Genomic DNA, 14492 nt, shown 5'->3' with positions numbered 1-14492 from the left:
CATGAAAACCGTGACGGTCCGTGAGCATGCGCGTCTGACTACGCAGAAGCTCTCGGCGAGCGATGCCGCGCGACCATTGGATCGTGCTCAGATCTCCGCCTCCGCCTTCGATTGGCTGTGTGAACTGAGTTCCCGCTTACGGGTTGCCGGAGCTGCGCTGGTGCATGCGGAAAACCGGACATGGCTACGTCTAGACAACTTCGTGGGCGTGGTGCAGACCCCATGCGGAACCGTGATCGAGATCCTTCCCAAGCACTATGACACGGAAGATGCCGCGCCGCGAAGTCGCCTGCTTCTGCGTCGACTGATACTCGACGCCTTGGACCTTCCCGCCCGTGTTACGGAGGAAGCCGCACTGGAAATTTTCGATGGTCCAATTTCGGAATGGTTGATCCGCCAATTCCTGCGTGAACTCGACGCACTGATCAAGCAGGGCCTGCGTTTCCACTACCAGCGGGTAGAAGAGGAGGCGCTTTATCTGCGCGGCCAGTTGAACGTGCCGCGGCAAATGCAGCAATGGCCTGGTCGTGATCATCGGTTTCATATTCGGCATGACTTGCATCTACCGGATCGACCGGAAAATCGTCTACTTCGGCGTGCGCTCGACCAAGTCTGCAGGTCAACGCAGGATCCTGCCAACTGGCGACTGGCGCATGAATTGCGCGCAGTCATGTCGGAAGTTCCACCGAGCAAAGACATAGAGAGCGACTTTCATCGTTGGTCTCGCGACCGCCTCATGGCGCACTATGAAGCCGTTGCGCCTTGGTGCCGGTTGATCTTGGGACATCAGGTTCCTCTCGCTATTACTGGCACATGGCAGGGCATTAGCTTGCTGTTTCCAATGGAGAAACTATTCGAGCGCTGCGTCGCCAAGGCTTTGCGTCAACTTATTACCCCGCATGCCAAACTGCATACCCCTGCTCGATCGAAGTACCTTTGTTGGCATGACGACAACCGAATTTTTAGACTCGAGCCAGACATGCTCGTGACTAATGGTGAGGATGCGTGGGTTCTCGACTGCAAGTGGAAGCGCATCGACGATGAAAGGAAAAGCAAGTATGGCCTGAGCCAGCCAGACTTCTATCAACTCTTCGCATATGGTCATCGCTATATGGCGGGCAAGGGCGATCTGTTTCTCATCTTCCCGCAAGGCGCGGAGTTTCCACAAGAGCGACTGTTCGATTTCGACGGAGGCATGCGGCTTTGGCTTGTTCCCTTTGATATTGATGGAGCTGGGTTTGACAGCGATCACCTCTCGGCGCTGCCGATGAATTGATTGCCGCCGGTCGGCCTACTCTCCTGCTGACCGACACTGGTGGTGCAGCAAGAAAATTCAATAGGCAGCTGATTGCCGATCAGGAGAACTCGGGGTTCGAGCAGAGTGTTTCGATGAACCTCAAGGTGCTTGTAACACCGCGCCCCAATTTCGTCACCCACGCGCTGGATTCGCGTGAGCTGCTGACCAGATGGCTCTCCAGTTCGCCAGTAGCCGCTTGGTTTCGTCCCCACCTGAGAATTGCAGGCCATCTCCAATCCGCAGTCCTCGGGCACGCAAGTCGGATATGACGCTCGTCAGTTGTCAGGCTTTGAGGATGCTTTTAGCCCAGCAAGCGAAGAGCAACGGCTGTGGATCGTGGCCTCGACATGAAGCTACTGGGGAACTCCGGAATCTCGCATTCGTGAACCTACCGTCCTTAGGCTTCTTGGCTCGGACGGCTGACCGTCCAGAGCCGGGATTTCCGCTGATCGCCACAACCTATTCATTGAGTTGGCCAAGTTCAACGCCGTTGTGCGCCGCGTCGGCGAAATGGAATCGTCAAATTCGGGCCCACTCCTTTAGCAGATCTGGATCGCGCACATAGGGTAGAGCGGAGGAGACGTATGGTTCACTCAGCCTTGTCGCTTTGCCCAGGGTCACGTCCCTGAATCGTCAGTTGGTTCCCGGTGGGCAAACGGGCACGTACGTGCCGAAGAAGTACCGTTCGACGCTGGGATCAAGGTTCAGGGCCGCGGTATCGGCAAGGGCACGATTCGCATAGGCGAAGAACCACCACCATTGCCCCACACCACCGCCGGGGCGCAGCCACGGATAGGCGAGCCGTTCGTTGCTCGCTGAGCGCAGGTCCTCGGGAATGGCATACGCCGGATGAGCGTCCGGGCGTCTGACGCTGCCGGCGATTCCCAGCACTACACCCACTTGGCGCTGGGCGCAGACCGCAGCATGCGGGACCGCGCCGGCGACTACAAGTTCCTGCGTACGAAGAACGTCGCGCATCGCCAGAAACTCTTCGTCTCCCAATGTCCGATTGCCAAGAGGCTGGGCCTCATGCGCATTGACGACCTGGAGCGCCGTCACGTCACCACCCAACAGTCGTTCGGCAGCGAGATGAGAATTCAGCGGGAAGATGGTCTGTGGGTCGACCATCGCAAGGTCGATGGTGACGGCGCCGAACACGCTGGAAAATGGGGCACCCCGGGTCGACAACGCGGGCCGGTTCGATACGCCCGTGGAAATGAAGCGTTTGCGCCAACCGCGCGTATGGCTCAGAAGTTGCTGGGACGTCAGGAGGGCGGCTCCCGCAAGCACGGCATGGCGCGATTTCTGGGCTTCCGAGTAGATTTCGCGCGCTTGAGCGTCACCGTCATGGGGCGCCTGAAGGTCTTGGGCAAGATCGTGATTGAGGGCGTCCGACTGGTTGAGGCCGCGAGCGACAAAGCGCCGGACGTAGGTGTCCGACTTCGGAGCGTAGATATAGTGCTTTCCGGGTTTGGCGATGCGCTCGAAGACGGGCGACTGTGCTCCCACAGGTTGAGCGGCAATCGGCCGAAACCGGAAACTTCCGAAAGTGACTGTGCCGAGCACGACGAGCGTGTTCTGGACACCCCGTACCGTCGAGTGGCGCGCAAAAATCCGGATGGAATCGTCGCGCATCAAATTGACGGACGAAGGATCTTCGCTGAACTGAATTTGCCCCGCGCATCGCTTGAGCAGCTGGTTGGCCAGGTCGTGCCAGTCCTTGCCGTGCTGCAGGTGCGCCTTTTCATACGCATGAAGAATGGGATGCGCGTTCCCGCTCGCGTCTAGCGTCAGTGCAGTCTGCATCTCCAGGTAATCCGCGGCAGCCTGCGCTTTCTTCTCGCGCGCGTACGTGTCGAAAATGCTGGTTATCTTCGCGACGAGAAACGCCCACTCGGCAGGCACAGGTGTCGCGGGGATGAACTCGAACTTGTGCCGGAAAGCGGCCTGCAGGAACAAGCCCGTCGGCAACGGTGCCGGGCCAGGTGCCGATGGCAGTGCGAAAAAATCGGGGACGACGCCATCGCAAAGCGTTGCTACAACCGCGTCCGCAAAACGATCGGCCTCGGCCTCCAGTTCAGGGGCTTCGAGCAGGACAGCCCGCTCGGGTGGTGCAGCAAGGCTTCGGTGCTGAAGCGTGTGGGCAAGTTCGTGCGCCAGAAGCTGCAGGCCCTCGCGTGTCGCGACAGAAGGTGCGTCGTGCGCGAGTAGAACATCTCGCCCGGCGGCCAAGCCCCACATGCCCAAGCAAGACGGCAATGCAGAACGCCGGATGGCGGTGCCCGAAAAATCGACCCCGAACCGGTGCCGTATTTCTCTTAACCGGTCGCGCGCATGATGAGCTTCCGAAGCGTTTCTAGACAGTTTCGTCACTTGAGCCTCCAGCGCGCGACTATTGCCCGATCGCTCCGACGAAGAGAATCGAGTACCAGAGAGAGGAAGGCATATTGGCACCTCGCTCATTGGTGCCACGCCTCACAATTTGACCTGCGCCCCATCAGTTGTGCCAACGCCGATCGTGAAATCTCACCGACGCCAGCCTTGGAGAGGCCACCTCGGATGCGCGCAGGCGCCCTCCCCAACGCAAGTCGTACAGGCACTGTGGCGCCTCTTCACGCGCCAATCCATTTCACCCCATTACAGGCAGGCAAATAGATAGACAGTTCGTTGTCGATCGCTCGATCCGTCGAGTGGTGTCGGTGACGCCTCGGCCAATGCCGCGCTAAGCGGCTCGGCTCGGCTCGCCGGCAGGGTCCGTAGACGGGGAGTTGCTCCACGCGTCTGTGCGTCTTTGTGGCCGGCCCCGAAGACAACATCGGCGTTGCCAGCACTCATGCGGGTTCACGCCAGAGTGCCCGCACTCGAGGCAACCGCCTCTTGATTTTTCGTTCTACTGCAGTCCAGCGGTTCTGCGACTCCGGATATCTGGAGGCCGGCAGTCCCAGTGATAAAACGATACTTCCCCTCAAAACCATCATGTGAGGAGCGCATGCCCCATCAACTTCGCCGAATCATCGGCATCAACATCCGCAACCCCAAAGAGGGCGTCCCGTCGGGACGGATCGTGAGCATGGACCCACGCGGCGGTGTGCTGGCGATCGGCGTCAATGGCGTGGGCAAGACAACTTTCCTTCGCCTCTTGCCTCTCTTCTACGGTGCCACCGTTCAACAGATCATGCGGGGCACGGGTCACGCCAAGATGGTGGCCCACGTGCTCCCGGACCCCAGCAGCGCGGTGGCGTTCGAGTACGAGCGCGAGAGCGAGGAAGACCTGCGCACCGTGGTCGTCCACTGCCGCCCGAACGAAGACGCCCCTCAGTTCCACATCCTGCACGGGGCCTACAAAGAACAGTATTTTTACGACGAAAACCGCCAATTCGTCACGCGCGACGCGTTCAAGGCCCGCGTCGAGGCGATGGGTATCGAGGTCAGCCCGAAGCTTTTCCTGCACCAGTACCGCTCCGTCATCCTGTCCGAGAACCTTTCGACGAAGGAGGGACGAGAGTTGCGCCGCCTGGCTGCGCGCCACGCCCTCGGTCCGAGGCCGCTGCGCCACCTGGACCAGATCGCCGCGGCCATGGCCAACGAGAAGATCTCCTTTCGCGATCTGCAAAGCATCGTGATCGATCGGGTCTCGGACACCGAGTTCGGCGGCGGCGAGGTCAATCAGCGCACCTTGAAGAAGAACCGCAGCGACGTCGGCCGCTGGATCGACGACCACAAGCATCTCACCGCGGTGATGCGGCACGCGCCGAAGGCCAAGGAAATGGCCGGCGGCGTGGCCAAGCTGCGCGACCACCACATGGCCCTGTGCAGCCTGCACGTGGCGGTCAAGGAAGCACGTACGCAGGCGGGAGATGAGCTGAAAGAAAAGGAAAGGCACCGAACCGCGCTCCTGTCCGCCTTCGAAGCGGAAAGCGCCGAACTGAGCCATCGGATCACAGTGCTGAAGAACGACGCGCAGCAGGCCGAGTCCGACCACGGTTCGAAGCAGAAGGAGGTCGACGCCGCGAACGAAAAGCAAGCCTTCTTTGCCCGTATCGGCATCGAAGCGTTTGCCACCGAGGAAGAGGCGGAACAAGAGATCCTGCAAGACCAGCGAAACGCCAGGGCCGAGCTCGAGCCCCTGGACCGGGAGGCCGGCAACCTGTCGGCCACGCTGCGCGAACGAACTGCCACCATCGTCAGCGCGCACCTCGCGCGCGTCCAGGAGATCGACCGGCAGATCAATGAATCCGTCGCCCAGGAAAGCGAGCAACGCCAGGAGATCTCCGAGCAGCGAGCCAGCGCCCTCGAAGGAATCAAACCCTCCGAGCGGGCCTCGCAGATTTCCGCCGAGCGCCTTGCGCTTGTTGAGGACAAGGGGCGACTCCAGGCGCTCATCCATCACCCCACCGAGCCCGATGAGGTCATGGAAAGCCTCCAGTCCGCCCGACGCGGGCTCCAGGATGCCCAGGCAGTACTCGGCACAGCGGAAGCGGCGCGCCGGGAGCAGGAGAAATCGCTCGCCAATACCCGCGCCGCGGCCGAGCAAGCCCTCGACAAGGTCGCCCAGCTCGACCGAGCGATCGCTGCGAACGGCGTCGAAACGACCGAAGTCCAGCAGCAGCTGACGCCACCGCGTGGCTCGCTGCTGGAATTCCTGCGGGCCACGGACGAGGAGATCTGGGCCGAAGGCGCGAAACTGCTGGCGCCCGAGCTGCTGAACCGGACGGACCTGAATCCCCGCGTAGGCTTGGCGCCCATCGAGGTGCCCCAGTCAGGCGAGGTCCTGCTCAATTCGCTCGTGCTGGATGCCAGCGGCCTCGGGAAACCCGCCTGGGTCGATATGGCGGAGGTGCAGGCGCGGCTGCGCAGCCTGGCCGAGGCGGCCCGCGGCTTGGCCACCGCGCACAAGGAAGCCAGCGCCGTGGCCAAGCGCGCCGGCACCGCGCGCGCCGAAGCCCAGCAGTCCCTTGAGCACCTTCAACAGCAAGAATCCCTCGCAAAGACAGCCAAGGACAACGCCCAACAGGCACTCACCAGGTGGGAAGGACACGCCAAGCAGCAGCGCGATGACTGCGCCCGCCGGGCCCGGATCGACCTCGACAAGCTGCAGGAAAAGCTTTTCGGCCTCGGCGCCGAGGAACGCGCGCTGGCACAGGAAGCCGGCCGCATTGTGGAGCTTCTCAAGGCGGACTTCGCCGGCCAGCTTCAGCGTCTGGCGACGGACTCGAAGGTGGCCAGAGATGCACTCCAGGCGCAGCGCGCGAACGCCGAGACCCAACGCGACGAGCAGATCGCCCGCATCGAGGCCGATGTCGCCCTCGAAGCGCAGGGGCGAGGCGTGGATCCGGTGCGCATGCAGAGGCTGCGCGACCGAATCAAGGCCGCCGGCGAACGGCTGGATGCCATCGGCAACAACCGGCACCACGTTCGTGCATGGCGGGAGTTCCAGCGCAGCGTCGCTCCTCGCATGGAGGCCGAGCGCATCGAGCTCGCTTCAAGGCAACGGCGACTCGAGCTGGCGCGCCGGCAGCACAACGAAGCGGTGGACCAGGTGGGCGCCCTGGAGGTCAAGGCGAAGCAGGCGCTGGCGGACACCGATCGGCAGATCCAGAGCAGGAAAGAAGAAATCGATGCGCTGGACACGCTGCTCGCGGGCAGGCTGAAGGACTTTCTCTCCCATGTCCCCAAGAGCCTCGACATCGACTGGAGCGTCCCCTCCCTAGCGGCGGAGGTGCAAAAGCGGCTCGCCGCACTCGAGCGCGACATGGACGAATTGCGCAAGGACGTGCGCGCCCTGCGCAACGCGATGACCGAGCGCTCGGGTCCCGTCTCTGACTGGCTCAACATGCGGGAGAATGAACACACCGACCCGCAGCGTCTGCTGGAGCACCAGGTCTGCATCGAACAGGCCGAGAGCGTGATCGAGTGGTTTGGCGTGACCGCGTACGGTCCTTACGTGGACGCCATGAACAAGGAGATGCACAGCTACTTCGCGATCGCCAGCACCTTCGTGCAGGAACTTGAACTTTTCGACAGGCGCATCACCAGCTTCAACACCGAGCTGCAGAAGGCGCTGAAGGAGACTGCGACATTCGCGCGCTTTCGCGACCTCTCCGTGACCGTGCGCTCCGGCGTCGGCAAGATCAACTACCTTGAGACACTGCGCGCCATGCGCGACACCGGCAACAGCCGCGGCTCCACCTTGCGCTCGATCGCGAGCCAGGACCGCGAGCTGCCCAGGGACGAGGACGTTCAGTTGATGCGCAATTTCCGGGATCTCCTGCCCGAGGACGGCGTCTTCCGGGTCAACCTGAGCGATCAGGTGCGCCTGGAATGCTCGCTGATCGAAAACGGCAAGGCGCGCCTGATCACGAACGAGGAAGAATTCCGCGGAATCTCCTCCAACGGCAACACCGCGCTCATCGTGGCGATGTTCCTGATGGGCTTCGTGCAGATGATCCGCGGCCCGAAGTCCCTGGTGCGGGTGACATGGATCGCCGACGAGGTCGGCCGGTACGACCCGGACAACCTCAGAGCGTTCCTCGACACGCTCGATGCCCACAACATCGACGTGATCAGCGCTTCGCCCAGCATCGATCCTGAGATTGCAAGGCACTTCCCGCGTTTGTGCGTCTTCGAGAGCAACGGCTCCATTCAGACCTCGCGCACCGACATCACCGACTTCGATCTTGAGGAGGAAGAACATGCCACGGCTTGATGCGGCGCTCAAACGCCTGGCGGAGGGCTGTTTCGTCTGCGAGGCGAAGTACCCGGATGAATACGAGGTCCTTCAGGATATGGACGGGCGGGCACAAGCCGAGCGGTGGCTGGAAGCGATCGGCTACCGGCTGGCCAGACTGCACGATGAGGGCGCGTTCTTCATGGCGCACTCGGTGGCCACGACGGAGATGCGCGCCCAGTTCCGTGAGGAACTGAAGAACGTTCGAGGCAAGCTCGAGCCGGTGGTCGCAATCCTCGAATCGATCCGGCAGGCCCAGGGGCGCGACCCGCAGATCCACTCCGGCGACATGCTGTGGGAGTCGGAGCTCAGCGAAGCGATCCGTCAGTCGTCGACGCTGGAGCGCCGGGTGATCGAAATGCGCGACATCCATGGCGCGCGCGTAGGCGAGTCGACGAACGAGCGGGTGCGCAAGATGCTCGTCCAGCTGGAGACCGAGGGCTATGTCGTGGAGACGAATCCGACGACCAAGGGCTACAAGGTCACTGGAAAGATCGACTACCTCTACCAGTTGATCGAGTTCATCGCATCCAACACCCCTCACCTGTCCGATGACGACGTGGTCGACGAGGTGGTCGAGCAGTTGCGCATCGACTCCGGTCCCGCCGAGGCCGCCCCAGGTACGGCGGCCACCCCGGTGCCCGACACCCCGCAAGCCCCCGCTTCCGACGGCGGCGGACCGGAAGGGGAGCCTGGGCCGTGACTTCCCCCATCAAGGATGTCCTCCAGGCGCTGAACAAGCACGCTGACCTCGTCGAGGCCGCACTGAGCGGGCTGATCTTCTCCGAAGAGGTCTCACCTGCCTCGATCTCTGCCCTGCGCCAGGCCAGCGCGCTGCGCGCCGTTGGCGAAAGCGGCTACCGTTTGCACCCGCGCCTGCGCGAGTATTTGCACGATCACCTGCAGTTGATCCCCGCGTTCCAAAGCCTCGCCGAGATCGGCTCCCGGATCACGCACATGCAGGCGCTGTGGACGGAGATCGACACGCAACGCTTCGCAGTCGATCAGGAAGCACTGAGCAGCCTGCTCGAATCGATGAGCACCAGCATCTACGACATCGAGGACAGCGTGGAGCGCAACCTGCTGATCCTGCAAACGTTGGTCAGCACGCGGTTCGGCAACGTGAAGTCCCTGGCAACCAAGCGAAGCCAGAACAATTACTACCAGAACCAGACAACTTATCTCGCCAGCGACCTGGTGCGCTTGGCGCGGGTGTCCGAAGGGATCGAGCGGGAAGCCAGTGCCCGCGGTCTGGACGAACTGGCGATCAACCTGCGCCGCGGCGTTCTCACCCGCCTCATGGGCTGGCAGGCGAGTCTTTCCGAAATGCAGACCGAGATCCGCAAGGAACTCTATCGCACGCGAGAGGTGGAGCGTCAGCACAAGCTGCTCGCTCGCACCGACATGATGCTGCGCCAGCAGCCGGCATGGCGCGGCTTCGACGTTGACTTGCCGGACAGCATTCCTGCTTTCCTGCTGGCGGCACGGCTACCGGCGCTGGCACCGCACGTGGAGCCGATGGAATCCGATCGCTCGATCACCGACGAGATGGCAGCGATCGCGAAGAGCCTGCCAGCCCGACGGCTGGAGGTCGAGGATCCAGAGCCCCCCAAGCGCTACACGTTGGTGGAGGATCCACCGGTCGAGCGCAAACCCTCGCCGGCAGCCAAGGCGATGGTCAGGCTTGCGCGAGCGGCTGCGGTCGCCAAATCACCGATCTCCTTGGCCCAGTGGCGCGATACCGATGCCGATGCGCGAACGCTGCGCAGCGACATCTGGCTCGTGTATGCGGTGCTGGGCATGCGCACGCGCAACTTCAAGGTGGAGGTCCTGCCCGATCCGCCGCGCGAGGGGGAACAATTCGCCCACAGTTTCCGTGACGCTCTGGTCAGTTCTCGGCGGACAACGGTGACACAAGGAATTGACGCCCAATGACGAATGCGCAGGTCGCCTTCCTTCGTAATCTCATCGCTACCATGGCTGCCGAACGGCACGCCGGCCCCATCGCCCGTCGGCTGGCGGACATCGAAGGCGTGGGTCGGGTTGATCGAACGCGGGTCCTTTACACGTCGCAGGATCATGAGCGCGCCGCGAACCTGCTGCGTTCCCGCGGCTATCCCCTCAAGGCACCAGCGGCGGCAGGACCGCGAAGCAGTGCCCAAGGCGCAGCCTCGGAGAAGCTCAACGCGGCACCAGTGACACAGCCACTGGTTGCCGCGGTGCTCCTGAACTTCCCGGATCCGGCCCCGGCCATGCACCCCCAGGGCTGTTTCGTGGCCATGCCGTGGAGCCAGGCTTTGGCCGTTCCTTACGAGGTGCTGCTGGTGTGTGAAAACCTGGAGCCATTGCTGCAGCTGCACGAGTTCACCTGGCTGAACGAGCACGTGAAGGGACGGCCCTGCGTGGCCCTCTATCGGGGTGGTCCGCGTCTCTTTGGAACCGATGCGACCGCAAGGCTGCTCGCGCACGACGAGCGCCCTACCCTCGCCTTCTTCGACTTCGACCCCAAGGGACTGTCGATGGCGGCGTCATTGCCCCGGCGAGAGGCCGTCTGTCTGCCGCCTTGGCCGGCGTTGCGTGAGGCTGTGCTGGCTCAGAAGCGCACGCACCTCTACGCGAACTCCTACCAGCACAGTTCGGCGCATCTGGACGCCGTCGATGATGCCGAAATCGCTCTCGCCTGGGGCCGGCTGCGCAGCCTTGCGACGGGCCTCAATCAGGAAGGCTTTCCCCGCTGAGCGGATGATGAATCAGATCCGCCAATCGGTGAGGTTGAACTGTGCCCAATTTGCATTTGCCACGCGCAGGCAACTGCTGCAACGGCGCTTCGCCGATCACAGAGACTTTTTCAGGCACATCACATGAAATAGCGATGGTGCTCCGGCGCGAGATGACCAACAGTGCACAGGCATTCTGAGCATTGGCCGATGACACCGTCTGAGCAGGGCCGTCGGCGAAACGTCATTGCAACATTCAGCCGGAGGGCTCCAATGGAGCTGGTTTCGAGGAATGATCTGCTGCACGGCAGAAAACGCAAAGTATGGCTCTGGTGCCTGCTGCTTTGCTTTGCTGCACATTCTCATGGCGAATCGTTGGACGACCTCAGCGCCATCGTCTGGACTCCCCAGACGCGTTCCTTCAGCGACCCCGAGCATCTGAATGCTGTACTCCAAGTTGCACCCGCGGTCACCGTTCAAGTTGCACAGGGCAGTTCACCCTCCGCGTTGATCAAGCGCCTGTATGGATTCGGAGCCTCCGACTCCAAGGATGCCTATGCCGCCGTCGAGAACCGGATCCTGGCGCTCAACGGCGCCACAGATGCAACACGGCTGCCATGGGGCAAGGTCCTTGTCCCCGACCTCCCCCGGATGACCAGCCGAGCCCCAACGCCGGGCCTGTTCGACGGGCCGGTGGTCACCAACAGTTCCGCCGTGGTCAACACACTTCCGGCGATTTCGGGAGATTCACCCGCTTTCGCGTACACGAGGCTCGTGAGCATCACCGATCCGATCGCCGACTCGCTGAACTTCACGCGCATCGATCGCTACCTGGCTACGGATGCGCAGGAAGTCGTGAAGCGAGCCACTGCGACGGGGCTTCCTGTGCTCGCCGGAGCTGAATCCGGAATCCAGTTGGCTGACGCTTCCGACAACTGCAGCGACACAGCCGCCAAGGTGCTTTCCGCCCAGGAAGAGGCTCTCATCGGCAAGGCGTTCCGTGAATCGTCTTCTGCAATGGAGCGCTATTTGGTCGTGCTTGACACCGGATGGCCGACGCACGAAGAGCAGCTCGTCGCACTGCGAACCATGCGGCGGATCTTCGATGTCGTGAGAACCGGGCTGCGCCTGTCCGGCACAAACATGCCACGCTTCGAGCCTGAACAGAAAGCCGCCTCGTTCATGCCACCAACCCACGCGCACGCGTGCATGATTTTGCGCTCGCTGCGGGAGTTCGTTGCGCTGGACCCGGGTGCACGCGTAAAGGTTGTCTATCTTCCCCTGCGGCCCGGCCAGCCCGGCGCGCGTGAATTCTTCCGGGAGCTGATCGCGCTGGATCAGATCGTCCAGCTCCAGGGAGGCGATCGCTTCGGCAGAAAGCCCACTCTGGAAGAAATCAACATTGCCAGGAGCTTCGCCGACAACGCGATCACCTCCATCATCGCTCTCAGGGAACCCTGGACACCCGGTGACGATGTCGTGCGGATCTATGAACCCCTTGTCAGCGGCCTCATCCGGGTGCTGGACACCTACGCGAAGATCGGACCCGTCACCTCCGCGGGTCAGGCCCAGGTCAAAGCACGGTTCTGGATCAGCCTGTCCTGGAATTTCACGAAGTTCGCTGCGCCTCCATCGCTGCCCATCTCGAGCAGCTACATGATCTTCGCCGCGGCCGGCAACGATCGCACAGACTTCGTGCGCGGTGGACGTCTCTTCGCCAGCGAGGCGACGATGAGCCGCCGGGTCTTCGCGGTCATGAACAGCGATGAGGCATCAGGTGGATTGACATGCGGCTCCTCCGTGTTCGGCAAGCTATGGGACGCAGAAAACTCCGACGCCAACATCGCCGCCTTCCCCGGTCGATTGAGCAGCGCCCCCTCCTCGGCATGCCCCGGCCTCGGTGGCGGCACGAGCTTTTCAGCGCCGCGCCTTGCCTGGCTCTCTGCGGCCAGGGACTCCGCCCTCAGCAACGAGGGCGATACTTGGACCCGGAAGCTGGGGCTGAAGTTGCTCAAGAGCCGCCTGAAGGTTCCGGCCGATCCGGGCTCCGCACCGGTCAGTATCCAGCGATTGTTCGATTCCGAATAGGAGGACCGATGGCATACAAGTACTCCCCCCTGGCCGTGATCATTGGGCTGTCGCTGATGGGAGCATCCTGCAACCACGGCAAATCACCAGATGCCGCGGCATCGTGGGAGCGCGTCCTTTCCTCATGTGGCGCGAGCGCCTTGCAGGGATCAAAGCCGCTTTACTTCGGAGCGGCAAACAGAAATGGCGTCGGTTCGATCTGGTCCCTCGACGCGACGACGAAGGATTACTGGCCGATGTCGCAATTGACCGATGTCACGGTCCGCAAGGACGTCGTCTTCGACAACGTAGAAGTCGCCTGCTCGGGCGATGTGAAGTCCGGCATCGAATTTCAGGTGGGCGGCAGCGTGAAGCCCGTCGTCTACCCGGTATCCGGCGAGATACAGACGACGCTCAACAACGCCAAGACGGCCAAGGTCAGCGTCAGCAGCATCGTGCAGGAAGATGCCTACTGGGATCGCTTCAACGACGAGTTCAAGAAACTGCCACCGAGTGGCTCGATCCTGAGCGGCGTCGAGCTGAACAACCGCTTTGTTGTCGGCCGCGCGTGGAAGATCAAGGGTTTCCGGGCCGTGCTGACCTATGAAGGCAACAACGCGGTCAGCGCAAAGGCCGCGTTCGATGCCAAGGCCGCGACCAGCTCGCTGGGCGTTTCCGCCAAGCTGACAGACAACAACACCCTGGAGATCTCGAGCTCGCAGGAACTCTATGTCGCCGGCGTGCTGCGCAAGCTCTCTCCGACCGGCGTTTCGGCGGGATCTGCAGGCACCGTCACGGATTGGGTTTCGGCCGCCGACGAGGCAAAGATCAATCCGCCGCGCTGACCGCACCTCGACGCCGCGCGTGAAACAGCGCGCGTGGTTCGAGGGTATCGGTGCATTCCAAACAGAGGTCAAGAAGGAGGTCGTCATGGCTGGAGTCATTTCAGGTGCGATCTCGAACGCGACTACCGAATGGACGAAATGGGGCGGCCACGCGTGGGATTTGCGCGGGAAGGCACCGTTGATTCCCAAGCGCGACAAGGACGACGACGCCACCCGCGCGCAGTACGTGCTTGACACCTATTGCCCGGCCGCAGGCGCGATGCCTGCGGCCGCGGCCATCCAGGACGACCAATATGCCTGGTCGGCTGTATTCATCTCCTATCTCTTCATGTTAGCCGGCTACCAGAAGACCGAATTTCCTTTTTCTGAAAATCACAGCACGTGGATCCGCAAGGCGGTCAAGGCCGGGGCCGGCACGGCCAAGTTCAATTTCCATGCATTCAGGGTGACGGATCCGAGGGCGACACCCCAAGTTGGCGATCTGATCGCCTATGCGCGCCCCGACAAGGATGGACAGGCGCTCTCATTCGACGAGGCCCAGAAGTGGTTCACGCGCACCAGCTCTTACAAGTCGCACAGCGACCTCGTGGTCGCGGCATCGCCTGGCGCCGTGGAGGTGATCGGCGGGAACGTCCGCGACTCGGTCATGAAGAAGGTCGTTCCGCTGGATGCGAGCGGAAGAATCGCGGATCGATCCCTGACCTGGTTTGCTGTGCTGCGCTACCAGGGGATCTGAAGATGTCTCCGTCGCTGCCCGGGTCTGCGACTCCTCTGCCCGGCGTGAGATGACCGATCGCGTAGTGCCGGCCGCCGGGCTTGGCCGGACGAGCGCCCATCGG

Annotated in this window: 9 protein-coding genes; 8 read left to right on the top strand and 1 reads right to left on the bottom strand. The window is 62.4% G+C overall.

The genetic code is table 11. The features are described 5' to 3' along the window. The first annotated feature begins 1 nt into the window (after nucleotide 1). A complete protein-coding gene (locus BMY35_RS27015; protein ID WP_093206089.1) occupies nucleotides 2-1276 on the top strand; it encodes an McrC family protein in 1275 nt (424 codons plus the stop codon). A 654-nt stretch (nucleotides 1277-1930) separates the two neighbouring features. Here the strand turns inward: BMY35_RS27015 and BMY35_RS27010 are convergent. Then, nucleotides 1931-3670, bottom strand: a complete 1740-nt coding sequence (locus tag BMY35_RS27010) for an eCIS core domain-containing protein (protein WP_177213708.1) — start codon at nucleotides 3668-3670, stop codon at nucleotides 1931-1933. Nucleotides 3671-4286: 616 nt separating this feature from the next. On the opposite strand from BMY35_RS27010, the gene BMY35_RS27005 reads away from it, so the two are divergent. From BMY35_RS27005 to BMY35_RS26980, 7 genes are all read left to right on the top strand, one after another. Beyond that, nucleotides 4287-8003, top strand: coding sequence for an ATP-binding protein (locus BMY35_RS27005; protein ID WP_093206085.1), 3717 nt, complete (start codon nucleotides 4287-4289; stop codon nucleotides 8001-8003). Continuing rightward, nucleotides 7990-8727 (top strand): condensin complex protein MksE, encoded by a 738-nt coding sequence (locus BMY35_RS27000; RefSeq protein ID WP_177213707.1) that lies wholly within the window; start codon nucleotides 7990-7992, stop codon nucleotides 8725-8727. Before BMY35_RS27005 ends, BMY35_RS27000 begins: the two co-directional genes overlap by 14 nt. Next, nucleotides 8724-9959 carry a hypothetical protein gene (locus BMY35_RS26995; protein WP_093206083.1) on the top strand — a complete coding sequence of 412 codons (1236 nt, stop codon included), beginning with the start codon at nucleotides 8724-8726 and terminating at the stop codon, nucleotides 9957-9959. Before BMY35_RS27000 ends, BMY35_RS26995 begins: the two co-directional genes overlap by 4 nt. Next, nucleotides 9956-10762, top strand: coding sequence for a DUF7281 domain-containing protein (locus tag BMY35_RS26990; protein ID WP_256229741.1), 807 nt, complete (start codon nucleotides 9956-9958; stop codon nucleotides 10760-10762). The genes BMY35_RS26995 and BMY35_RS26990 overlap by 4 nt, the downstream gene beginning before the upstream one ends. A gap of 252 nt (nucleotides 10763-11014) precedes the next feature. Beyond that, nucleotides 11015-12829 carry a S8/S53 family peptidase gene (locus BMY35_RS26985; RefSeq protein WP_143080741.1) on the top strand — a complete coding sequence of 605 codons (1815 nt, stop codon included), beginning with the start codon at nucleotides 11015-11017 and terminating at the stop codon, nucleotides 12827-12829. 8 nt (nucleotides 12830-12837) lie between these two features. Next, nucleotides 12838-13653, top strand: coding sequence for a hypothetical protein (locus BMY35_RS37890; protein WP_143080740.1), 816 nt, complete (start codon nucleotides 12838-12840; stop codon nucleotides 13651-13653). Between the two features lie 19 nt (nucleotides 13654-13672). Then, nucleotides 13673-14389 (top strand): DUF2272 domain-containing protein, encoded by a 717-nt coding sequence (locus BMY35_RS26980; RefSeq protein WP_177213706.1) that lies wholly within the window; start codon nucleotides 13673-13675, stop codon nucleotides 14387-14389. Nucleotides 14390-14492 lie beyond the last annotated feature (103 nt).

Origin of the sequence: Variovorax sp. YR750 (genome assembly GCF_900109805.1) — a bacterium.
Lineage (GTDB): Bacteria > Pseudomonadota > Gammaproteobacteria > Burkholderiales > Burkholderiaceae_C > Variovorax > Variovorax gossypii.
Note: the sequence above shows the minus strand (reverse complement) of the source record. Positions and strands in the feature narration are given on the sequence as shown.